General features: G+C 38.9%; 22 protein-coding genes. 19 read left to right on the forward strand and 3 right to left on the reverse strand.

What is annotated here, in order from left to right:
• Positions 1-2: 2 nt before the first annotated feature.
• Genes MLC52_RS00080 through MLC52_RS00090 form a run of 3 tightly spaced genes read left to right on the forward strand, consistent with a single transcriptional unit; the run spans position 3 to position 1,867 of the window.
• Positions 3-221 (forward strand): hypothetical protein, encoded by a 219-nt coding sequence (locus MLC52_RS00080; RefSeq protein ID WP_151901449.1) that lies wholly within the window; start codon positions 3-5, stop codon positions 219-221.
• Positions 222-254: 33 nt separating this feature from the next.
• On the forward strand, positions 255-785 hold the full coding sequence (locus MLC52_RS00085) for a PhnA domain-containing protein (protein ID WP_434580681.1): 531 nt from the start codon (positions 255-257) through the stop codon (positions 783-785).
• An 11-nt stretch (positions 786-796) separates the two neighbouring features.
• Positions 797-1,867: a deoxyguanosinetriphosphate triphosphohydrolase family protein gene (locus MLC52_RS00090; protein WP_151901447.1), complete on the forward strand. Its 1,071-nt coding sequence runs from the start codon at positions 797-799 to the stop codon at positions 1,865-1,867.
• Positions 1,868-1,909: 42 nt separating this feature from the next.
• On the opposite strand, the gene rpsU is transcribed toward MLC52_RS00090, so the two are convergent.
• Both rpsU and MLC52_RS00100 read right to left on the reverse strand, forming a co-directional pair.
• Positions 1,910-2,122 (reverse strand): 30S ribosomal protein S21, encoded by a 213-nt coding sequence (rpsU, locus tag MLC52_RS00095; protein ID WP_151901446.1) that lies wholly within the window; start codon positions 2,120-2,122, stop codon positions 1,910-1,912.
• Positions 2,123-2,203: 81 nt separating this feature from the next.
• Entirely contained in the window at positions 2,204-2,506 is a 303-nt protein-coding gene (locus MLC52_RS00100; protein ID WP_346389065.1) for an ArsR/SmtB family transcription factor, read from the reverse strand.
• A gap of 72 nt (positions 2,507-2,578) precedes the next feature.
• Here MLC52_RS00100 and MLC52_RS00105 point away from each other — a divergent pair, with 72 nt between their 5' ends.
• From MLC52_RS00105 to MLC52_RS00160, 12 genes are all read left to right on the forward strand, one after another.
• Positions 2,579-3,130, forward strand: coding sequence for a c-type cytochrome (locus tag MLC52_RS00105; protein WP_434580684.1), 552 nt, complete (start codon positions 2,579-2,581; stop codon positions 3,128-3,130).
• Between the two features lie 7 nt (positions 3,131-3,137).
• Positions 3,138-4,265: an SO_0444 family Cu/Zn efflux transporter gene (locus MLC52_RS00110; RefSeq protein WP_434581611.1), complete on the forward strand. Its 1,128-nt coding sequence runs from the start codon at positions 3,138-3,140 to the stop codon at positions 4,263-4,265.
• A gap of 14 nt (positions 4,266-4,279) precedes the next feature.
• A complete protein-coding gene (locus tag MLC52_RS00115) occupies positions 4,280-4,591 on the forward strand; it encodes a hypothetical protein (protein WP_151901443.1) in 312 nt (103 codons plus the stop codon).
• Positions 4,592-4,636: 45 nt separating this feature from the next.
• Positions 4,637-5,821, forward strand: a complete 1,185-nt coding sequence (locus MLC52_RS00120; RefSeq protein ID WP_434580686.1) for a TolC family protein — start codon at positions 4,637-4,639, stop codon at positions 5,819-5,821.
• The gene (locus tag MLC52_RS00125) at positions 5,814-6,863 is read left to right on the forward strand and encodes an efflux RND transporter periplasmic adaptor subunit (RefSeq protein ID WP_151901441.1); all 1,050 of its coding nucleotides are present in this window, start codon (positions 5,814-5,816) and stop codon (positions 6,861-6,863) included. The genes MLC52_RS00120 and MLC52_RS00125 overlap by 8 nt, the downstream gene beginning before the upstream one ends.
• Before the next feature lie 8 nt (positions 6,864-6,871).
• Entirely contained in the window at positions 6,872-9,928 is a 3,057-nt protein-coding gene (locus MLC52_RS00130; protein ID WP_434580688.1) for an efflux RND transporter permease subunit, read from the forward strand.
• Between the two features lie 104 nt (positions 9,929-10,032).
• Complete coding sequence (locus MLC52_RS00135; protein WP_434580690.1) at positions 10,033-10,542, forward strand: hypothetical protein; 510 nt, start codon at positions 10,033-10,035, stop codon at positions 10,540-10,542.
• A gap of 64 nt (positions 10,543-10,606) precedes the next feature.
• Positions 10,607-11,422, forward strand: coding sequence for a DUF3187 domain-containing protein (locus tag MLC52_RS00140; RefSeq protein ID WP_434580691.1), 816 nt, complete (start codon positions 10,607-10,609; stop codon positions 11,420-11,422).
• Between the two features lie 9 nt (positions 11,423-11,431).
• Entirely contained in the window at positions 11,432-12,070 is a 639-nt protein-coding gene (locus MLC52_RS00145; RefSeq protein ID WP_151901437.1) for a response regulator transcription factor, read from the forward strand.
• The gene (locus MLC52_RS00150) at positions 12,057-13,103 is read left to right on the forward strand and encodes a sensor histidine kinase (protein WP_434580694.1); all 1,047 of its coding nucleotides are present in this window, start codon (positions 12,057-12,059) and stop codon (positions 13,101-13,103) included. The genes MLC52_RS00145 and MLC52_RS00150 overlap by 14 nt, the downstream gene beginning before the upstream one ends.
• Positions 13,104-13,110: 7 nt before the next feature.
• Positions 13,111-14,781, forward strand: coding sequence for a DNA primase (gene dnaG / locus MLC52_RS00155; protein WP_346389074.1), 1,671 nt, complete (start codon positions 13,111-13,113; stop codon positions 14,779-14,781).
• Positions 14,782-14,831: 50 nt separating this feature from the next.
• Positions 14,832-15,251, forward strand: a complete 420-nt coding sequence (locus tag MLC52_RS00160; protein ID WP_151901434.1) for a hypothetical protein — start codon at positions 14,832-14,834, stop codon at positions 15,249-15,251.
• 8 nt (positions 15,252-15,259) lie between these two features.
• On the opposite strand, the gene MLC52_RS00165 is transcribed toward MLC52_RS00160, so the two are convergent.
• The gene (locus MLC52_RS00165) at positions 15,260-15,478 is read right to left on the reverse strand and encodes a hypothetical protein (protein WP_151901433.1); all 219 of its coding nucleotides are present in this window, start codon (positions 15,476-15,478) and stop codon (positions 15,260-15,262) included.
• 234 nt (positions 15,479-15,712) lie between these two features.
• Between MLC52_RS00165 and MLC52_RS00170 the strand changes: the two genes are divergently transcribed.
• From MLC52_RS00170 to flgE, 4 genes are all read left to right on the forward strand, one after another.
• Positions 15,713-18,160 carry a flagellar hook-length control protein FliK gene (locus tag MLC52_RS00170; RefSeq protein WP_434580697.1) on the forward strand — a complete coding sequence of 816 codons (2,448 nt, stop codon included), beginning with the start codon at positions 15,713-15,715 and terminating at the stop codon, positions 18,158-18,160.
• Between the two features lie 10 nt (positions 18,161-18,170).
• Positions 18,171-18,827 (forward strand): FlgD immunoglobulin-like domain containing protein, encoded by a 657-nt coding sequence (locus MLC52_RS00175; protein WP_434580699.1) that lies wholly within the window; start codon positions 18,171-18,173, stop codon positions 18,825-18,827.
• A gap of 14 nt (positions 18,828-18,841) precedes the next feature.
• Complete coding sequence (locus MLC52_RS00180) at positions 18,842-20,095, forward strand: flagellar hook protein FlgE (RefSeq protein ID WP_434580701.1); 1,254 nt, start codon at positions 18,842-18,844, stop codon at positions 20,093-20,095.
• Between the two features lie 84 nt (positions 20,096-20,179).
• Positions 20,180-22,360: a flagellar hook protein FlgE gene (flgE, locus tag MLC52_RS00185; RefSeq protein WP_434580703.1), complete on the forward strand. Its 2,181-nt coding sequence runs from the start codon at positions 20,180-20,182 to the stop codon at positions 22,358-22,360.
• Positions 22,361-22,414 lie beyond the last annotated feature (54 nt).

Consider the following 22,414-nt stretch of genomic DNA (forward strand, 5'->3'; position numbering starts at 1 on the left):
TTATGATTAAGATTTCAATGCTTACAATACTTTTTTTGACAGGATGTTCCAATATTACTATAACAGCGGCCATGTGTGACAAAATTCAAGGTGATCCCACTGCCACAATTCCGCAAGAGTGCCGAGACTATAGTGAAAAAGAGGCAGATAAAGCATTTAACAAAGTTGTGAATGAGAAAAAAGTATCTGATTCAGATTTAGAGTTTCATAAAGAAAAGTAGTATAATTCCAAAAAAACAATGAAGGAATAAAATATGCCAAGAAGTGAAGTATGTGAATTATGTGCCAGCAGTGAAGATGTGACTCTTTTAGAACTGCCTGTAAGTGATGGCAGTGAAGAACAAAGCGTTTATGTTTGTGTTACATGTAAAGAGCAGATAGAAAATGATGAACTTGATGAAACACATTTTAACTGTCTCAATGATGCTATGTGGAGTGAAGTGCCGGCTGTAAAAGTACTTTCGTATATATTATGGAACAGGCTTGGTCGTGCTGATATGACAGATATGATGTATCTTGAAGAAGAAGAGAAAAAACTTGCAGATGCGGCTATTAATGCAGAAGCAAACAGGGTAGTTTTTCGAGATGCAAACGGCGTTGAACTCAAGGCTGGTGACTCCATCGTTATATTAAAAGATTTAGATGTCAAGGGTGCGGGATTTACTGCAAAACGCGGAACAACTGTGACAAGAATTGCATTGCCGCATGATATGGATGACCATGTTGAAGGTCGGGTCAACGGAACAAAAATCTATCTAAAAACCGAATTTATTAAAAAAGCCTGAGAAGAACAATATTGAAACCTTATGAACGATTTTATAAAATAGAAAAAGATTTTCGCAATCCTTATGCCCGTGACAGAGACAGAATCATTCACTCTGGATCATTTAGAAAACTTGAGTATAAAACACAGGTTTTTCTAAACCACGAGGGTGATTTTTTTCGCACACGTTTAACACACTCTATAGAAGTATCTCAGATTGCACGTTCCATAGCATCACAGCTTGAACTTAATGAATCACTCTCTGAATCAATTGCTCTTGCACATGATCTCGGACATACGCCTTTTGGACATGTAGGGGGAGATACTCTGGATGAGTGCTTGAAGGCTGACGGATTTTCTAACGGATTTGAGCATAATTTTCAATCATTTCGGGTTGTGACCAAACTTGAAAAACGGTATAAAAATTTTGACGGACTCAATCTTACTTTTGCAACACTTGAAGGAATTTTGAAGCACTCTTATCCCTACAAAAAGCCATTTCTTCCAGAGATAATAGACAAACAGTTTGATTTAAACAAACATCCTACCTATGAGGCTATGGTTGTAGACCGTGCCGATGAAATTGCGTATATGAGCCATGACATAGATGACGGGGTGAACTCCGGACTGCTTACTTTTGAGGATCTCAAAGAGAGTGAACTTGCCTGTGAAATTCTTGAAAAGGTTGCTTTGGAAGGTGTAGGAGAAGAGAATGATGAAATGTTCCGCTACAGATTCAGTTCACATCTTATAAACCATCTGGTCTATTCTCTCCTTGAATACTCAAAGCAAAAAGTTGCGCATTGTGAAGAAACGCCTATAGGTTTTGAAAAAGAGCTTGAAACAAAAATAAAAAAACTGAAGAAACTTCTTTTTGTCAAGATGTATCAGCATAAAAATATAGTTCGAAAAATGTATGCCGGGAAACAGGCAGTCAAAGGACTCTATAAAGGTTTGATGGAAGAAGAGAAAATGCTTCCGCAGTTTTATTATAAGCAGTTGGATATAAGAAGCAAACACAGGGTTATTGCAGATTATATTGCAAGCATGAGTGACAGGTATGCACTTAATTTTCATAATGAAATGTATGGAAAAATAAATTAAAGGATTAAGAGAAGAAGAAACGTTCTCCCAAAGGAGAAGCGTTTACAGGCGTGATTCGTAACGTCTCATCATATAAAGACGTTTAAGCATTTTCTTACGAGAAGCAATTTTGAACTTTTTACGTTTTTCAGTCTCTGTTTCATGGAAACGGCGAGCACGAGCTTCTGTAACGATTAAGTTACGGTCAACTTGTTTTTTGAAACGTCTGTAAGCAGCATCAAAGTTGTCATCCGGACGTAGTACAATACCAGGCATATCACATCACCCACTTTCTGTTTAAATTTGAAATGGAAGTATAGCATAATAAATTTTTCTTTCAAAGTTGATATTGTTTTTTTATCGTGTGGTACATGAAATAATTTTTGGTAAAGTTGCTATGTCTTCCTGTATTGTGTCTAAAAAGCAGTACAGAATTTTATTTTTGCCAAGAGAATAAATGATCCACTTTCCGCTTTGTTTTGTTTGTACAAGTTGGGCTTCGCGCATCTGTTTCAGATGGCGTGAAACCAATGGCTGTGAGAGTTCTAATGTATCACAGATTTCACATACACAGAGCGCTTTTTCTCTGTAAAGCAGTGCTATTATTTTTATTCTGTTACTGTCTGATAATATTTTTGCAAGCTGAACTAATTTTTCCATCTAATCTCTTTCGAAGTTTTATTATATAACAATATCGTTATATGAATTATATCATAAAAAGGAATTTTAGTTATGAAAAAATTATTATTAGTTTTAATTTTAGGATTTGTTTCTCTTGGAGCAAATTCGGGAGAAGATATATACAAAGCAAAATGTGCCTCATGTCATGCTATGAAAGGGATGATGGATCAGACACAGATGCAGGAAATGCGTCAGAAAATGCAAAATGCCACACAGGAAGAAAAAATGGCAATGCGTGAAAAAATGATGCGCAAAATGCAAAAAAGCAAAATGAAAGCACCGCCGATGCCTATGGTATCAAAACGTTTGAAAATGATGCTTAAAACCCGTGAAGATTTTATTGCTTTTGTAGCAGATTATATACAAAACCCTTCAAAAAAGAAAGGTTTCTGTATGCCGATGGCATATAAACGTTTTGGTACAATGCCTCCGATAGGAAAAACGCTAAGCAAAGAAGAGAGAGCGGCTGTTGCTTCCTGGCTGTATGATAATTTTAAAGAGTCATGGGGCAAATCTATGGGCGGTAAAATGTGTGAAATGAAAAACAAAAATATGAAATGCGGCGCAGGAAAATGCGGTGCCGTAAAAATCCAAACACATTAGGTTTATGATGGAAACTGTTATCCTTTTTTTCTCTGCCCTGGTTGATTTAAGCAACGCCATGGCCCCTTATATTTTGTTCGGACTTGTTTTTGCCGGGTTTTTGCACGAACTTGTTCCTGAGAGTATTGTAAAAAACCATCTTGGAAAAGATTCTGTTATGTCGGTAATCAAAGCGACAGTTTTCGGTATTCCTCTTCCTGTATGTTCTTGCGGGGTAATTCCTTTGGCAGCGGGTATCAAAAAAAGCGGTGCAAGTAACGGTGCCACACTCTCTTTTTTGATCTCTACACCGATTACAGGAGTTGATTCCATACTTGCAACTTATGGAATGTTTGGCTGGGCTTTTACTATTTACAGGGTTGTGACTTCGATGATTATTTCTGTTATTGCCGGAATTTTATCCAATTTTTACCCTGAAAAGGAGAACAAAAAAGAGCAAAAACCTGCCGCAGTATTTAGTATGAAGGCTCCGACAAACCAGCCTTCGGTAATGACTTTCTCGGCAGTAAAAACATCTGATGATGCAAGCTGTTGCAGCACGCAGGCAAGCAGTGGCGAGAAAAAAAACAATATTGTTAAAAATGCCTTCACCTATGCTTTTGGAACACTTTTAAAAGACATTGCGTCACCATTGCTCGTAGGTCTTCTTCTGGGTGCTTTAATAACTGTGGCGGTTCCTGACAATCTGAGTGAAATACTTATAAAATACAACTGGCTCTCGTATATCATAGTGATAGCCATTGCCGTGCCTATGTATGTATGTGCAACCGCTTCTTTGCCGATTGCCGCAGGTTTGATGTTAGCCGGTGTGAGTCCCGGAGCGGCTTTTGTTTTTTTAAGTGCAGGTCCTGCGACAAATACTGTAACAATAGGCGTTGTAAAAAAGATGTTGGGAACAAGAACGCTTTATATCTATCTTGGGACCATCATAGCCGGCTCCCTTCTTTTCGGACTGGGACTTGACTATCTTTTTCGCGATGTGAATGTCAAAGAACTTGTGCATATGGATGAAGATGCCGGTTTTATCGCCTGGATTGCAAGCCTTGTTCTTTGGGGATTTGTGCTGTACTATGTAATAAAACCATATTTTTTCAAGGATAAAGAGTGTAATGACGGCAGTTGTTGCAGTGCTTAGGGTATAATACGATTATGAAAAAGAGACTGCTCACATTTGTTTTATTGTTGTCAATGAGTTTTAACATACTCCATGCGTACGCAATAGAGGTTCTTGAGACAGACCCGTGTCAGGTGAGTGAGTATGTCCATGAATTTAGCAATAACAGTGAGACAGCGGATAACTGCATTTGTCAGTTGCACCACTGTTTTCACATTGCTTTTATTCTTCCTGAAATAAATATCCCTTTTGCACGTGAAAATTTTTCTCAAAAACCCTATTCAAATATCAAGATATATGAGTTTAACTCATACGATAACTTTCTAAAACCTCCTATCAGCGCATAGTTCTAATCTAATATTTATAAATTAACAACAAACAAAAGGATAACTATGTTTAAAAAAAGCATATTTGCAGTATTTGGATTTTGTGCAGTTCTGTCCGCACAGGATTTTGATACATTTTTATATGAGGCTTTGCAGGCATCTCCCTATCTTAAAGCGAATGCTTTGGAGATAGAGCGTGCGGATGAGCAGTCAAACGTGATACAGAGATATAAAAACCCGAAACTCTCCCTTGAGGCATCAAAGTTTACTCCTGATCTTGGAAAGAGTGAAGCAGGCTACAGGGTTGCCCTGATGCAGCCTGTCCGTTTGTGGGGTGTCGGCAAAGACAGAACAAATTTGGCAGCAGCAACAAGAGAAGAGGCAAAAGGACTGGTGACTCTTCAGCGTGCAGAATTTGTGAAAGTGCTCTCTTTGCTTTATGTTGAGTATATGACCGAGTCTGCATTGCTCCGATTGGCCCGGGAGGAGTTTTTAATTTCTAAAAATATTGCAAATATTTCAAGAGAGCGATATGAAGCGGGAACAATCGCAAAAGTGAAATATCTTCGGGCAAAAGTGGATTTGACAAGCAGTAAAAACCTGCTGAATGAGAAAAAAGCAATGCGGCTTGCAAGTTATTATAAACTGTTGGCATTTGCGGGTCTGCAAAACGAGAAAGAACTCGATGACAACTATGTGTTTAGGCTTTCAGACAAAATGCAAAAAGAAGAGATACAAAACAGTTCGGCAGAGCTGTACTACCTCAAAACACAGCAAAATACCGCAAACGCAAAAGCAAGACTCAATGCAAACAAAATTCAGTGGATGAACGTCTATGCAGCCTACGAAGCTGAACCGGACCAAAGTATTGCCAGAGTCGGTATGAATATTCCTCTTGCTCTGTTTAACACAAAAAAAGAAGAGCAGCGTATCGCCGTATTACAGGCAAAACAGAGTGAATTTCTGCTGCAGAATCAAAAAACAGCGCTTTCGCGCAATATCGAGCGGTTAAAAAAAGAGTTAAATATTCTACGTGCTGTTGTAGGCTCTACACAGGATCTTTACAATGCGCAAAAAGAGCTGTTAAAAATGTATGAAGATGGTTACAAAATAGCAAACATCAACCTTTTGGAACTGCAAAATATCAAAAACCAAATGATACAGACAAAAGAAAAAAAGATAATACTTGAAAATAAAATAAACAGAAATATAGTTCTGTATAACTATGAAGTAGGAGAATATAATGAATAAGTTATTACTATCACTGTTGCTGGGAATCGGGGCTGTTGTACTGGCTGCTGAAGTTCCACTGGCAAAGACACAAATGCACAGTTTTAAAAAATCGGTAGCACTCAATGCCAAGATCATACAGCTTTCAAACGCGCAGCAGTCTATCACCTCGTTAGTGGGCGGGCATTTGGAAAAATATTTTGTCAAACCCGCACAGGATGTAAGTGAAGGAGACAAAATTGCTCTTATCAAGTCTATTAAAGTTTCAAAAATGAGCGCAGATTATATTGCACTGAAAAAACAGTATAAGTCAGCACAAAAAAATTATGAAGCTGTTGAAAAACTTTACAAAAAGGGAATGACGTCAATGCAGAGTCTTAACTCTGAAGCGATTAAGACAAGTGAAATTGCGGCCAATCTTACAGCCTTGCAGTCACAACTCGAAACATTGAATATAGATGTGAAAAATCTCAAAAAAGCAACCGCTGACTTTATTTTATATGCACACAGCTGCGGACGTGTTTCAGCTCTTTTAAAACCATTGCACTCTTCTGTATCACCAAATGAACCGATTGTTTCAATAGTAAAGAATCAAGCCTATTATGTGAAATCCTATCTGCCTCTTGAATATGCGACCAAAGCGCGTATTGGGGATACAGTAGTGGTTGACTATGCAGGAGAAGAGATTATTACACATGCCACGCAAATAATGCCCAAGGTGGATGAAACAACACAAAGAGTCGTGGTTCTTTCAAGCGTGGATCAAAAAGTGGATGATCTTTTTATTGATGTCTATGTAAAGGCAACAATATACTTTGCTGATGCAAAAAGCTATGTTGCTGTGAAAAAATCGGCACTTTCTTTTTTTAACAATGAATGGGTGGTTTTTGTTCCAAGCAAGGAAGAGTCTCCGGAATATGTGCCGCAGGTTGTGGCAATAGTCGCAGAAGATGATGAATATGTCGGGGTAAAAGGTTTGGAGTTGGGAGAAACCTATGTGAGTGGTGAGAGTTATTATGTGAAATCGGCATTGCTCAAATCATCTCTTGGCGATGGGGATTAGGGGCTGGTATGTTAGATAAACTTATAGAGCTTTCGCTCAAATACAAAATTTTAGTGCTTGTCTTTTTTCTCGGAATTATTGCTTTTGGTTACAGGGCATACCGGGATATTCCCATTGATGCCTTTCCTGATATTACGCCGAAACAGGTTGTCATTTATACAGAGAGTCCGGGAAATTCTGCCGAAGACATAGAAAAGCTCATCACCTACCCTATAGAATCAGTTGTCTCGGGGATGGCAGGGGTGAAACTTATTATGTCAAACTCCATTTTTGGACTCTCTTATGTTTCTGTCTTTTTTGAAGACGATATGGACATATATTTTTTACGCCAACTCGTTTCAGAACGACTTGCAAGTGTGGATATTCCAAAAGGCTGGGGAAAACCTGTTTTGGGACCAAATACAACCGGTTTGGGACAGGTTTTCTGGTATCAGGTAGAAGATACAACAGGAAAATACTCCCTGCAGGAACTCAAAGAGATGCAAAAGTACATTGTTACCCCTCTTTTTAAAAGTGTCAGCGGTGTCGAAGAGGTCATCGGCTGGGGCGGTTATGAGAAACAGTATAATGTTTTGATAGATACAAAAAAACTGCAGGACTTTGGGATTACCTATGGCGATATCATTGAGGCACTGCAAAAATCAAATCAGGCAGCAGGCGGGCAGTATTTGGAGTTTAACCGGGAACAGTATCTGATTCGCGGAGCAGGCTTGTATAAAACGCTTGATGATATAAGAAACAGTGTCATAAAACCCAGTCAGGGGCAGGCTATTACCATTGGTGATGTTGCCAGTGTAATGCCTGGTGTGAGCCCAAGATTTGGAGCGGTGACGATAGACGGGAATGAAGCTGTTATGGGAATGGTGCTGCAACGGACAGCCACCAATGCGGCAAAGGTCGTCGAACGTTTAAAAGAAAAGGTCAAGACAGTCAACAGTGCTCTGCCGGAGGGTGTGAAAATTACCACTCTGTATGACAGAACAGACATTACACACAAAGCGGTAAATACAATGACCTCGGCACTTTTAAGCGGTGTAGTTTTGGTTGCCATTGTACTGTTTTTATTTCTGTTTGAACTGCGCAGCGCTTTTATTGTTATACTCTCTTTGCCCCTGTCTTTGTTGAGTGCGTTTTTGCTGATGGATTATTACAATCTTTCAGCCAATCTTATGAGTTTGAGCGGTCTGGCAATTGCGGTAGGTATGATAGTTGACGGAACCATTGTAATTGTGGAAAACAGTTTTAGAAAACTGCATGACAATCCTTATGAGCCCAAATTGCAAGTAGTCACCGAGGCGGCAAAAGAGGTGGCAACCCCTGTGACTTTTGCTGTTTTAATCATTGCGGCGGTCTTTATTCCTCTGCTCTCACTTGACGGTTTAGCCGGAAAACTCTATACGCCGATGGCACTCAATATTGTGTTTGTCATGCTCGGCTCGCTGCTTGTAGCACTTGTACTGGTTCCGGTACTTATTTTGATGCTTTTAAAACCGACAAACTCTCCTGAAAATATCGTGATGAGAGGTATTAAAAAAGTCTATACGCCTGTACTGCTGTTTGCGCTGGAAAATGCAAAAAAGATTTTGGCAATTGTCACTGTTGTGTTTATTGTTCTTGCCTATATGCTTTCTCAGCAGGGACGGGAATTTTTGCCAACACTCAATGAAGAGTCTATTATGTACAGGGTTATTGCAATTCCGGGAACAGCGCTTACCCAGTCCATAGAAGTTTCTGAAGATATAGAAAAGTATATACGAAAACATTACCCCAAAGATGTAGAGTCTGTGCTGACAATGATAGGACGAAGCGAAAAAGGAGAAACGGCGCAGGCAAACTACATGGAAGTGCTTTTGACGCTCAAACCTAATATTGAAAATTTGCCTGCTTTGACGAAAAAGATGAGTGAAGATTTGGAACATCATTTTGCTTTTGTACAGTTTATTCCGACACAGCCGATTGCAATGCGTATAGAAGAATTACTTGAAGGCGTAAAAGCAGAACTGGCTATTAAAATTTACGGAGAGAATCAAAAAGAACTCGACAGAATTGCCAAAGATATTCAAAACACCATTAAAGGCGTGGACGGACTGGAGCGAATGGAAGTAGAATCACAGCTTGGTCAGGCACAGATTAAAATAACTCCGGACTATCTCGCTCTTGCACGGTACGGTATAAGTGTAGAAGATGTGATGCAGGTTATTCGTAACGGTATAGGAGAAGAGGGTGTCACCCAGAAAATAGAGGGGATTAAAAGATTTGCCATTGTTGCCAAGATAAAAGGCGCAAAAGAAGATATTGCATCTATAAAAAATGTAACACTCCGTTCACAAAACGGAAATATTGTCAGGCTCAAAGATGTCTGTGCCATTGAAATAGTCCAAGGCGCCTCTTTTATCAAAAGAGAGAACCTGAGCCGTTATATGGTCGTCTCAATGGATGTAGAAGGACGAGATACCGCCTCTTTTGTAAAAGAAGCGGATGCGTTGATAAAAGAAAAAGTGAAAATGCCCGCAGGATACTATATAGGCTGGGCGGGTGACTTTAAAAATATGAAAGAAGCGACACAAAAGCTGATTATTATTATTCCCGTAACACTTCTTTTGGTTATTTTACTGCTTTATACGGCATTTAATTCTCTGAAAAAGTCGATGATTATTTTGCTGAATGTTCCTTTTGGGTTTATCGGCGGTATCATTGCTCTGCTTGTCGGCGGTATATATTTGTCTGTTTCGGCGATAGTGGGCTTTTTGGCTATTTTTGCCATCGCGATACTCAACGGTATTGTATTGGTGAGTTTTATAGATGAACTGCGAACCAAATATCCTGATGTGGATTTGAAGATACTTTTAAAAGATGCAACACTGCTGCGTCTGCGACCGGTACTGATGACAGCTTTTACAACACTTTTCGGAATTCTGCCGCTTCTTTATGCGACAGGTGTAGGGAGTGAGATACAGTACCCTTTGGCGGTGGTTATAACAGGAGGGATTATAAGCTCGACACTGCTTACTTTACTGATATTGCCATCAACATATCTGCTTTTTTATGATAAAAAGAAAAATTAGTGAAGTGCTAACACTTTGCTAACTATGTTGTGTGATAATACCAACATCAAAACAAGGGAATCAAAGAATTCCCGGGTTTGAAAATTAAACACAAAGGATTTCAGATGAAATTAGTTAACATTACATTATCAGTTGCTTTGCTTGGTCTTTTAAGCATAGCTTCGGCAGATGAGAGTGCTGCGACAGATACAGCAACAGTGAGCGTTGATGCACAGATAGAAGCCATTCAAAGCGCACCTGAACAAGAAAGAGTGCAGTTGATGAATGAGTTTAAACAAAGACTTATGCAGATGAACCAGGAAGAGCGAATGGCTGCAATACAAGAGATGCAGAGTAAAATGCAGACAGAAGCAGGTGCCGGACACGAACTTGGTACAGGTACTGCAGCAATGGCAAGAGATATGATGCCTGATGAAGAGCATAACCTTGGTGATATGACGCAGACAAGAGCTCAGGACCATGTACAGGAGATGCAGATGCAGACAAATGAGCATATGAACCAGATACAGAATATGACACAGCAGCAGGCTGGCAGTCAGTATATGCAAACTGTTGAAAGAAGTGGCGGAGCAGTCGAACAAAATATGAATATTGACATGATACACCGCAGATAGAAAAATTAAACAATCAATCATCTCCAGAGCTTAACGAGGTGATTGGTTTATAAAGGAGATACCTATGAAAAAAATGTTTATTTTAATGATGCTGGGCATGTTCTCTGCCAGCCTTTTTGCCTACTCTGATTCAGATATGGACGGTGTGGATGACAGTAGAGACAAATGTCCCAATACCCCTTTGACCGATTTGGTTGATATAAACGGGTGTACTAAAAAAAGTCTTGTCTCCTCCCATCATTTTGATATTATAATCGGTGCAAATTATGCCGGATCCAATTATGCCTCTTTAAATCAGACAGATACCTATTCCAGTTCCCTTCAAATTGACTATTACTATAAAAACTTTTCACTTCAGGCGTCTACATCCTATTATACTACCAATGGAGACGGCTATAGTGAAAATGGTTTAAATGACTCGTTTCTGGGAGCATCGTATCAGTTTAAACCACTGAAATCTTTCTCTTTGCGTGTAGGGGCGGGCGTTCTTCTGCCTACATATGATACAGCGTTAAATAACAACAACACTGACTATACAGCTTCACTGAATGCAAGTTATGCTTTAGGAAAAGTCAATATATTCGGTGGTTATATTTACACAATGATTAATGATGATGATATAGCAGGAACGGTTGCCTATCAAAACACAAATGCATTTAGTGGCGGTTTAGGGTATTACGTTACAAACAAACTGTACCTAAGCGGGGCATATAATACTTCAGACAGTATTTATGCAGGTGTTGAAAAAATCAGAACAGTTTCGGCGTACGGATACTACAGTATCAACATGCACTGGTTCACTACCTTCTCTTATGCGTACGGACTGAGTGACAGTGCAAGTGACCAAGCTGCTTCCGTAAAACTGGGCTATTATTTTTAAAGAAAGATGATGCAAAAACATATACTTTTACTTGAAGATGATGTACCCCTCGCCCTGACTTTGGCAGAGCTCTTGGAAGGGGCCGGATACAGTGTCGATACGGTACACAACGGAAATGATGCTATTGACGCTTCTTATGAGAACAGGTATGATTTGTATGTTTTTGATATTAATGTTCCGGATATGAACGGACTGGAACTTTTGGAGAGCCTGCGAAATGCCGATGATACTACACCGGCAGTTTTTATCAGTGCTTTAATAGATTTGAATTCTATATCCAAGGCGTTTTCCATTGGTGCGGATGATTATCTCAAAAAGCCTTTTTTCCCGGAAGAGTTGCTTATCCGTGTCAATGCCAAATTGTCTCAGACAAACAAAGACATTGTTTATAAAAATCTGAGATATTCAGCAGAAAAAAAAGAGCTCTATAAAGATGGCAAAATAGTCTCTTTGGGAGAAGTGCAAGAGTGCCTTTGTGATCTGTTTATGCATAATATCGGCAAGGTTTTGGACAAAACTGTTCTGATGGACTGTCTTGTCAGCCCATCAGATGCGGCTTTACGGGTTGCACTCAATAAATTTAAACATATCACAGGTCTGGATATAAAAAATATTCGCGCAATAGGATATATGCTTGAAAAAAGTTGAAAAAGAATCCCTGCTGAAGAGTTTTTTTCTCTTCTTCTTATCACAGACACTCTTGGCAGGGGCTCTTTTTCTGCTCAACTATCAAAAAGAGCTGCAAAGCCTTGATGAGACTGTTTTTTCAAAAATGAGACTTTGCAGTTTTTCTCTGCAGTGTAAAGAGTTTCAATACGATTTTGTCCCCAAAAAAGAGTATGAACTCTACAGACTGTATAAAAATGAAAGCGAATTAAGTGCTTATTTTTCCATTCCGAATTCTACAAAAAATGCCCTGAAAATTTATCTTCCAAAAGAGAAGTATATGCAGGAGGTACGCACTCTGCAAAAAGAACTTTTATGGAATTTTTTTATTGTTGTATTTGTCATTGCAATATTGTCTTTTTTCTTTGCTCTGTATGCACTCTCTCCGTTAAGAAAGGCGTTACATGTAACCGAGGAGTTTATAAAAGATATTTTACATGATTTTAATACGCCTTTGTCTACCTTGCGCCTCAATGTTTCCATGCTCAAAAGTGAAACGGGAGAAAATACTAAAATCGAGAGAATAGAAAATGCTGTGCAGAATATTTTGAATCTGCAGGCAAATTTGCGAGCTTATCTGCATTCACATGTAACGCAAAAAGAGCAGCTTGTGTTAAAAGAATTTTTGAAAGAGCGTATAAATCTTATAGAAAGTAATTACAGAGATATCAGCTTTCATAGAGAAGTTCCGGCTGTTGTGTTACATGTAAACAAAGATTCTTTTACGAGAATCATAGATAATCTGATCTCAAACGCTGCCAAATACAATCAAAAAGAGGGAAAGGTTTTTGTCCGATTTAGCGATAATATTTTAAGCATTGAAGATACAGGCAAAGGCATACAAAATCCCAAGCGTGTCTTTGAGAGATTTTACAAAGAGCAGGAGAGAGGTATAGGCATAGGACTGCATATCGTTAAAAAACTGTGTGAAGAATTAGATATTGCTGTTTCTGTACAAAGCGAAGTCGGCAAGGGGACAGTTTTCACGCTTAATCTTAAAAATATCATAGTATAATTTCTTTATGATTTCCCAAGATTCCATAGAAGCCCTCAAAGCCAGACTTGATATTGTTGATGTTGTCGGCAGCTATATAGAACTGAAAAAAGCAGGGGGTAATTTTAAAGCACCTTGCCCTTTTCATGAGGAAAAATCCCCCTCTTTTGTAGTGAGTCCGCAAAAACAGATCTTTCACTGTTTTGGATGTGGAGCCGGCGGGGATGCAGTGAAGTTTGTGATGGAGTATGAAAAGCTGAACTATCCCGAAGCTTTGGAAAAACTGGCGGATTCCTATAACTTTACACTTGCTTACACCGATAACAAACATAACAAACCGCGTTCACAGGTTATGGAGAAGCTCAATGAGTGGTATCAATCACTTTTAACGAAAAACCAAACAGCCTTTTCGTATCTTCAAGAGCGGGGCATTTATGAAAACAGTATAGAAAAATTTGGTATCGGCTATGCACCTGATTCAAATGCAACGCTGAACTTTATCCGCTCACAGCAATTCAGTATCAAAGAAGCGGTAGATATGGGAGTGGTCGGGTACAATCAGGAACGCAACCATACCTATGCCCGTTTTATAGAGCGAATAACCTTTCCGATTTTCTCCGCCAACGGCAGTATTGTCGGCTTTGGCGGCAGAACCATAACCGGACATCAGGCAAAATATGTCAACTCTCCCGAGACAGCCTTTTTTAACAAATCCCGTCTTTTGTATGCCTATCATCTGGCAAAACAAAGCCTGCATAAAAAAGGCGAAATCATTATCACAGAGGGTTATCTCGATGTTATAATGCTGCATCAGGCCGGATTTGATAATGCTGTGGCAACGCTGGGAACCGCTTTGACACATGAACATCTGCCGCTGCTTCGAAAAGGTTCTCCTCGTATTGTCATGGCATATGACGGAGACAAAGCAGGGCGTGCAGCGGCACTCAAGGCTTCAAAACTTTTAAGTGCTTCTGGTTTTAACGGCGGTGTTGTGGTGTTTGACGGAGGACTTGACCCTGCCGATATGGTCAAAGAGGGTCGCGTTGAAGAGTTGAGCAGTATGTTTCGCAAAGCAAAACCTTTTATAGAGTTTGTCCTTGATGAAATTCTTTCGCTTTATAATCTCAAAGACCCAAAAGCCAAAGAATCCTGTATGCAAGAGGGCATTGCCTATCTAAAAACACTCTCTCCCATACTGCAAGAGGAGTATAAAACCTACCTTGCTTCACGTCTGGGCGGATTGGGTGTCTCTCCCTCGCTTTTGCGATTCAATACCCAGACAGACACAAACAGGCAGAACATGCCACAGCAAAGAAACAGTGCGCACAGAGATATGTGGGAACTCTCTTTGATTAAAACTATTTTGGACAAACCTGAGTATATTGAACAGATTTTGGATGTGATTGACCCGAGTTTTTTGCAGTTTCACTCTTATGAATTTTCACTGGTCCTGCAGGGAAAACAAGATACTCCCGAGATAATGGCTATTCGGGTAGATGAGACTATCACACCGCTTCAAGATGAAGAGGCTTTGAATGCGGAACTGATTACGTTTTTGACAAGATACTATGAAAGAGAGTTGAAAAAGGTCAATATTGCTTCAAATATCAGTTTTGAAGAGAAAGCTTTTTATATCCGGAAATTCCGGGGGAAAATTGCAAAACTCAAAAGAGGGGAACTGGTCACACCGAATGATTGAGTCGGATTAAAGATTTTTTGTTATACTAAAGAAAACAGAAGGAACCCAAGATGGCAGGCGTACATTTCTCATTTGACAATTTTAAAAATTTACTGGATTTAAATATTGGTATATCGGACAGACTGGATGAAAACCGTGCTGAGAGTTTTACTCTGCTCTATTGCGATTTTTCGGGGATTGAGCAGAGTGTGGTGGATGCTTCTTTAACGGAAATACTGCGTTCATCAGATTCGATAGCAAATGACGGCGCGGATTATTTTTTTGTTCTTCCTTACACTGACAAATACGGAGCTGAGATTGTCAAAAAGATGTTTGATGAGTTTTTTGCAAAGTATCTGGACTCTTTTTTACTGAGCTATCCCGTGGACGGTGAAACAACAAAAGATATTCTTGAAAATATGCAAAACAGTGTCAGTAGATTTTTTAAAAAAGAGTTGCACTGTCTGGACAGGATTACAAGAGACTATTAAGTAGGTACTTAGAAGCCTTTTTTTGTAAATTTATAATATTTGGAGTTTTTGTAAAAAGAGATTGCTTCGGATATTTTTTGCTCTTTGTATATTTTTTTATCGCACACCCATCTGCATTTTATTTTTGGGTTGTGCATCGCTTCAATATTTGACTTGGAAACTTTTGTGGCATATATGGTCTCTGCAATCACCAATAACGGCAAAAGTATAAAAAATATAATTTTCATATTTTTAATATCGACACTTCTTTAAAAATATTAATGCTTTCTTGGAACCGGTACTTTCTAACGCTAAAGCGTGACTTGGAAAAAACTAAATTTTTTTCTGCAGTGTCTGCTGTTGCAATAGTCTTGCCACTCTCAGCCCGGACTGAAGTCCGCGTTCCGAAAAATCTGCTTAACTTAATGGAACACTAAATGCTTTGTATTTTAAAATTCTTTTGAAAAGCAGAGGAGCAAAGTGTGATTTCAGTAGATATAAAAAAAGAGATTTCTTCCCCGTTATCACTTTTAAATACAGCACCGGCAGGGGAGGAGAGTGCTGATTTTATCTCTTTTTCGGAACTGCTTAAAGGCAATTTGGAATCAAAGAACAAAATTGTTCAAAACGGTTCATTGCTTCTTGCACTCAGTGACGAAAAGACTCCGATACTTTCTGGAACAAAAGCAGATACGCTTGAATTTTCTTCTCAGATAACAGCAAAAATGACTAAAGAAGAGATAACAGTTCTTATAAAAGAGGCAAAAGAGTTTCTCAAAAGCAAAATTGTGCAGAGCGAAGGATACAAAAAAAACCAAATTGATACTTTGCCAAAAACTCTTGAGGGACTTGTTCAGGTTGCAAAAAAAACAGGGATTGAACTTTCAAAAATCACATTGGAAGAGGTGAAAGAGTCTAATGCAAAGAGCAAGCAGAGAGCACAGCAAGCGCCCCTGCAATCTTCTTTACATGTAAGCAAAGAAGAACCAAAAAAAGAAATTTCTGATATTCCAAAAGATATACCCTTGCGAAATAAAACAAAAAAAGAAAAAACAGATATCGGAACAGTTCTTATAAAAGAGGCAAAAGAGTTTCTCAAAAGCAAAATTGTGCAGAGCGAAGGATACAAAAAAAACCAAATTGATACTTTGCCAAAAACTCTTGAGGGACTTGTTCAGGTTGCAAAAAAAACAGGGATTGAACTTTCAAAAATCACATTGGAAGAGGTGAAAGAGTCTAATGCAAAGAGCAAGCAGAGAGCACAGCAAGCGCCCCTGCAATCTTCTTTACATGTAAGCAAAGAAGAACCAAAAAAAGAAATTTCTGATATTCCAAAAGATATACCCTTGCGAAATAAAACAAAAAAAGAAAAAACAGATATCGGAACAGTTCTTATAAAAGAGGCAAAAGAGTTTCTCAAAAGCAAAATTGTGCAGAGCGAAGGATACAAAAAAAACCAAATTGATACTTTGCCAAAAACTCTTGAGGGACTTGTTCAGGTTGCAAAAAAAACAGGGATTGAACTTTCAAAAATCACATTGGAAGAGGTGAAAGAGTCTAATGCAAAGAGCAAGCAGAGAGCACAGCAAGCGCCCCTGCAATCTTCTTTACATGTAAGCAAAGAAGAACCAAAAAAAGAAATTTCTGATATTCCAAAAGATATACCCTTGCGAAATAAAACAAAAAAAGAAAAAACAGATATCGGAACAGTTCTTATAAAAGAGGCAAAAGAGTTTCTCAAAAGCAAAATTGTGCAGAGCGAAGGATACAAAAAAAACCAAATTGATACTTTGCCAAAAACTCTTGAGGGACTTGTTCAGGTTGCAAAAAAAACAGGGATTGAACTTTCAAAAATCACATTGGAAGAGGTGAAAGACTTTGCACAGACGAATGCAAAAACAATAGCAGAGCAGAAATCTCCTTCTTTGCAGATAAAACAAGAAGCAGTACAAAAGTCAGAACAAACTACTTTTTTCCAGATAAAACAAGAAGCAAAAGAAGAAGCAGACGTTTCAAATGAAGAGATACCGGTTCGTGTCAAAGTAAAAAAAACAAAAGCAGATGTTGCAAAAGTTCAAGAGGCAGGGGTGGCAGACGAAAGTTTGGAACTGGTAAAAAAAGAGATTGTTAAAAATACACAGCAGGTTAAACAAGAGCAGAAACAGACCCCCTTGTTTAAAGCGCAGAGCAGCGTTGCTGAAATTACGACACAGCAAATTGTAGATACAAAAGTAAATACACTGACAATAGACAAAACTCCAAAACAAAAAGCTGATGACACATTGAAGCTTCTTCTGCGTGGAGAAAAAATCACAAAGAATGAATCAGGTCTTACAGCAGATTTTTCAGTGGCAACAGCAAAGGTGATGGTAGCACCGCATACTTCAAGAGAGACAGAAAAATCATTAGCGTCTCTTTTGCAAAATGACAAGAGTGAAGATGGCGCTGTACAGGCAAAGACAGATGGATTGAATATTGCAAAGGCAGACAGTTTTGAGGTAAAACTCAATGAAGCAAAACAGATGGTAAAATATCTCTCTCATGATGTAAAATCTGCAATTGAAGAGTATAAGTCGCCATTTACACGTATCAAAGTTCAGCTAAATCCACAAAGACTGGGTGAGGTTGACCTGACGATAGTACAACGCGGAAAAAATCTTCATATAAATATCAGTTCAAACAATACTGCCATCAATACTCTGGCCGTGAATGCGCAGGACTTAAAAGTGCAGTTACAAAATAATGGAATACAAAATGCTTCTTTAAATTTTAACAGTAATGCTCAAAGCGAAAACTCTCAAGCCGGACAGCAGGAACAGCAGAGACAAAACCAGCAAAAGGCTGATGACGAGTACAACTATTTTGAAACGCTGCAGAGCAATGAAGAAGTTTTAAGCTCATTGGAAATTGTAGTTCCACACTACGCATAAAGGACATATTATGACAATAGATACAACAGCAAATAATTCGGCACTCTCCGCAACTACATCGTCTGACAATCCAAAAGGAACACTCGGGAAAGATGATTTCATGAAGCTGCTTTTGGTACAGCTTCAATATCAGGATCCCACGGAACCGACGGATACAGAAACAATATTGACACAGACTTCCCAATTGGCCAGTCTTGAATCGGCGGACAATACAAATGCAGCCTTGGAAAAATTGACAGCTTCTTTGGGAAGTTCGCAACAGTTTTCGACTATCGCAGCGATAGGAAAAACTGCCGATCTTGGCAGTGATGCTATTGCTCACGACAAGGGGACAGAGACAACCTTTGAAGTTTATTTTCCAAATGCAGTCGAACAGGGTACGGTTTCTATTACAGATGCAGACGGAAATACTGTACAGACTTTGGATGTAGGAACAAACCCTTCAGGTGTGTATCAGTTTACATGGGATGGTACAGACACTTCGGGCAATCAGGCTGAGAGTGCCATTTATCATGTAAATGCACAGTATGTAGATGCAAATGGTGATACACAACAAACACGCTTGGGAGCTTATCCTATAGAGTCAGTACGATTTGACAATGGAAATACACTTGTCAAAGTCGGTTCAAATTATGTGCCGTTAGACAACATAAAAGAAGTTTACTAAAAGAAGGATTTGCTATGATGACGCAAGCATTTTATACGGGAATATCCGGCTTAAAAAATAATTCTGCAGGTATAGATGTAGTAAGTAATAATCTGGCAAATATTGATACGATAGGGTTTAGAGGTTATGATCTTGAGTTTTCCTCTCTTTTTGAAAGCAGTATAGCCACATCATTTTCCGATAGTGATACTATTGGAAAGGGAGTGCAGGTGCAAGCTTCAGGAATGGTACAGTCCCAAGGCCCTCTGGCACTTTCCGATAGAAGTACTGACCTGGCTATAGAGGGTGACGGATGGTTCGGTGTTTCAGACGGTGAGAAAACAATATATACACGTGACGGTGCTTTTAGTATAGATGCAAATGCCGATTTGGTTACTGCTGACGGTTTTCATGTTCTTGGCACCTTGAGCGGAAATATCAGTGATGACAATGTATTGACAAATCAGTTGGATGAAGTAAAACTGGGTGATGTCGGACAGCAGCAGCAGCTAAGATTTCCAAAAACACTGACATATCCCCCTGAGGCTACAACAAATGCAAAATTTTTGGCAAATCTTGGTGTAGGATTTGATCCTGTTTCTGTAGGGGCAAGTGTCATTGATTCCCAGGGAAACAGAAACAATCTTCGATTGGAATTTGTAAAAGATCCTCTGCAAACTCCACCGGGAAGCCAGTATAATGTGACAGCTACGGTAAAGTCTCTGGACGGAAATATCTTGTATGATACACAGACAGGCAAAGTGGAGTTTGATGCAGCCGGTGCTCTGAGATCTTCTACTTTGACAAGTATTGACAATAACGGAACAACAGTCACAATAGATATGGGGACAGGATATGATGGAATAACATCTGTTAATACTCCTGTTATGTCCGGATCAAGTATTACTGATGGGATTATGGGTGGTGATCTGGAGGGCTATTCCATTAATAAAAATGCCGAAGTAATTGCAACATTTACGAATGGAAAACAAAGTAGTGTCGGTAAAATTGCTATTTATCATTTTACTAATGATCAAGGTTTGACGCGATTAAACGGCAGCAGATTTGAAGAGAGTGCAAACAGTGGACAAGCAACTTTTTTTACTGATGAAAATGGCCAAAATATTATAGGGGCACAGGTAAGAAATTTTACGCTGGAATCTTCTAATATTGAAATGAGTTATGGTCTGACCGAACTGATTATTCTGCAGCGTGCCTATGATGCAAATTCAAAATCTATCACTACAGCAGACCAGATGATGCAAAAAGCATTAAATATGGATGCCTAAAGTATAGAGTTGGAACACTTTGTGCTTTTATTTTTTATTGAAGTAATTTCATTGAAAAATATGAAATAAATTAAAGGATTTAATATGTTAAAATCACTTTTCTCCGGAGTATCCGGATTGCAATCCCATCAAATTGCGATGGATGTAGAGTCAAATAATATTGCCAATGTAAATACAGTTGGTTTTAAATATTCCCGTGCAAACTTTTCAGATCTTTTGGCACAGACAAAAGCTATAGCAACGGCACCACAGGGGCAACTTGGTGGTAAAAATCCTGTCCAAGTAGGGCTTGGATCAACTGTCAATTCCATGACGCGTATTTTTTCACAGGGATCTATTCAAAATTCTGATAAAAATACGGATGTTGCAATCCAGGGAGATGGATTTTTTATAATATCTCCTGATGGGGGGAATACATATAAATACACACGTGCGGGTGATTTTAAATTTGATGCAGGTGGAAATTTTGTTGATAATAACGGCTTTTTAGCACAAGGATGGTTGCGTGATCCGGTTACTGGAAAAGTAGATTCTACAACGCCGATTGAAAATATTAATATTGCTCCTGGACTTACAACTCCAGCAAGCCCAACCCAAGAAATTGTGTTAAAAGCAAACCTGAATTCTGGTGCTTTGGTTGAAAGCTTTTCTCCTGCATATAGTGTGGGAAGTACGCCTCCCCCAAATAATGGTGTTGTCTCATCGGCGCCTTCTGCTGTTGATGAAAATGGAAATGCTGTACCATCTGGTGACTTGGGTGTTATGTTTAATGAAGTAGGAGAAGCATTTTCTCTACAGCCCGGCCAAGGGGTGTGGGCTTCATTTTTAGATACACAAACTACAGCTACAAATGGTGTAACTGCGAGTACGGGGACGGTACAAGAGCTGGATATAACGCTTCAACTTGATGATGGTACAACAAAGCAAATAATAAGTACGGGAGGAGGAGCTAATGATTCTGCCGCAGTTAATGCAAATAGATATGTTTCAGCAATAAATGCGCAAACTGCTGTTACTGGTGTAAGTGCTTCTTATGATGCCACGGCAAATAGAATAGTTTTAACAAATTCAAATTCCAATGCAGCAGCTTCTCATAATATTAGAATAACAACTGTAGGAGCTACAGACAACAGTGGTCTGACAATAGCTGACAGTAGAACCACAGCATATAGATATCAATATGATCCAACAGGATCCTTAAAAACGCCAGGACTTGATAAAACATTTACAACAATGGCTGATTTACGTGAAGCTATGGAATTGCAGGCTCGTAATGTTGGTGATGGAGATGGTGATGGAACATCAGATGAAAATAATATATCTGTAATAATAAACGATCAAGGAAAATTAGAAATATCAAATCCGGGTGGTTCACAAGATGGTGATTATAATATAAATTTGAATATAACTGCATTAACAACAGATTCAGGGGGTGCACCTGTTATTGAGAACACACGCTTTACAAGGAATATGGAAGCTTTAAATTCTGTTATACCTATAGGTGGTACAGGAAAAGCTTTTTCTCAAAGTTTTAATGCTGCAACACATTCAAGTTCTATAGATATTTTTGATTCTCTAGGTTCAAAACATACAATCCGCATGGAATTTAGAAAAGTTTCAGTAAATACTGCAACAGGAAGTACATGGAATATGAAAGTGTCTGTTCCAAGTCCAGCTACAATTGATACAATTGCTCCAACAAATGAGAAAACAGGCTCTGTTCGATTTAACAATGATGGTTCTTTGGCAACGTACAACCCGCCAAATATTTCTTTTTCAGGGAATAATGGTTCTGCACCAAATCAACAAGTTAATTTATCGTTTGGTACTGCTAATAAATTTGATGGAATGACAAGTTTTGATTCTCGTTCATCTACATCTGGAATTTCTCAAGATGGTTTTACGGGTGGCGATCTTGTTGGAATCAGAATTGATCAGAGTGGTACTTTAGTTGGCTCATTTTCCAATGGGCGTTCTTTCGGTCTGGCACAAATAGCCATGGCTAAATTTACTAACAACGAAGGGCTCTCTACGGATGGGGGAAATGTGTATACTCAGACAGCCAACTCAGGAGACCCTATCATAGGAACTGCTGCGACTGCCGGACGTGGATTTATCCAAAGTTCTGCATTGGAAGCTTCTAATGTGGATCTTTCTCGTGCATTGACACAGCTCATTATTATTCAGCGTGGTTTCCAGGCAAACGGAAAAACTATTACGACCTCTGACCAGCTTCTGCAAACACTTATTGGTTTAAAACAGTAAGCTTTTAGTACAGCACTCTGTTTTCAGGGCTTTATTGGCTCTGAGAATGTATAA

The sequence above is a fragment of the Sulfurimonas sp. NW15 genome, assembly GCF_051132285.1.
Classification (GTDB): domain Bacteria; phylum Campylobacterota; class Campylobacteria; order Campylobacterales; family Sulfurimonadaceae; genus Sulfurimonas; species Sulfurimonas hydrogeniphila.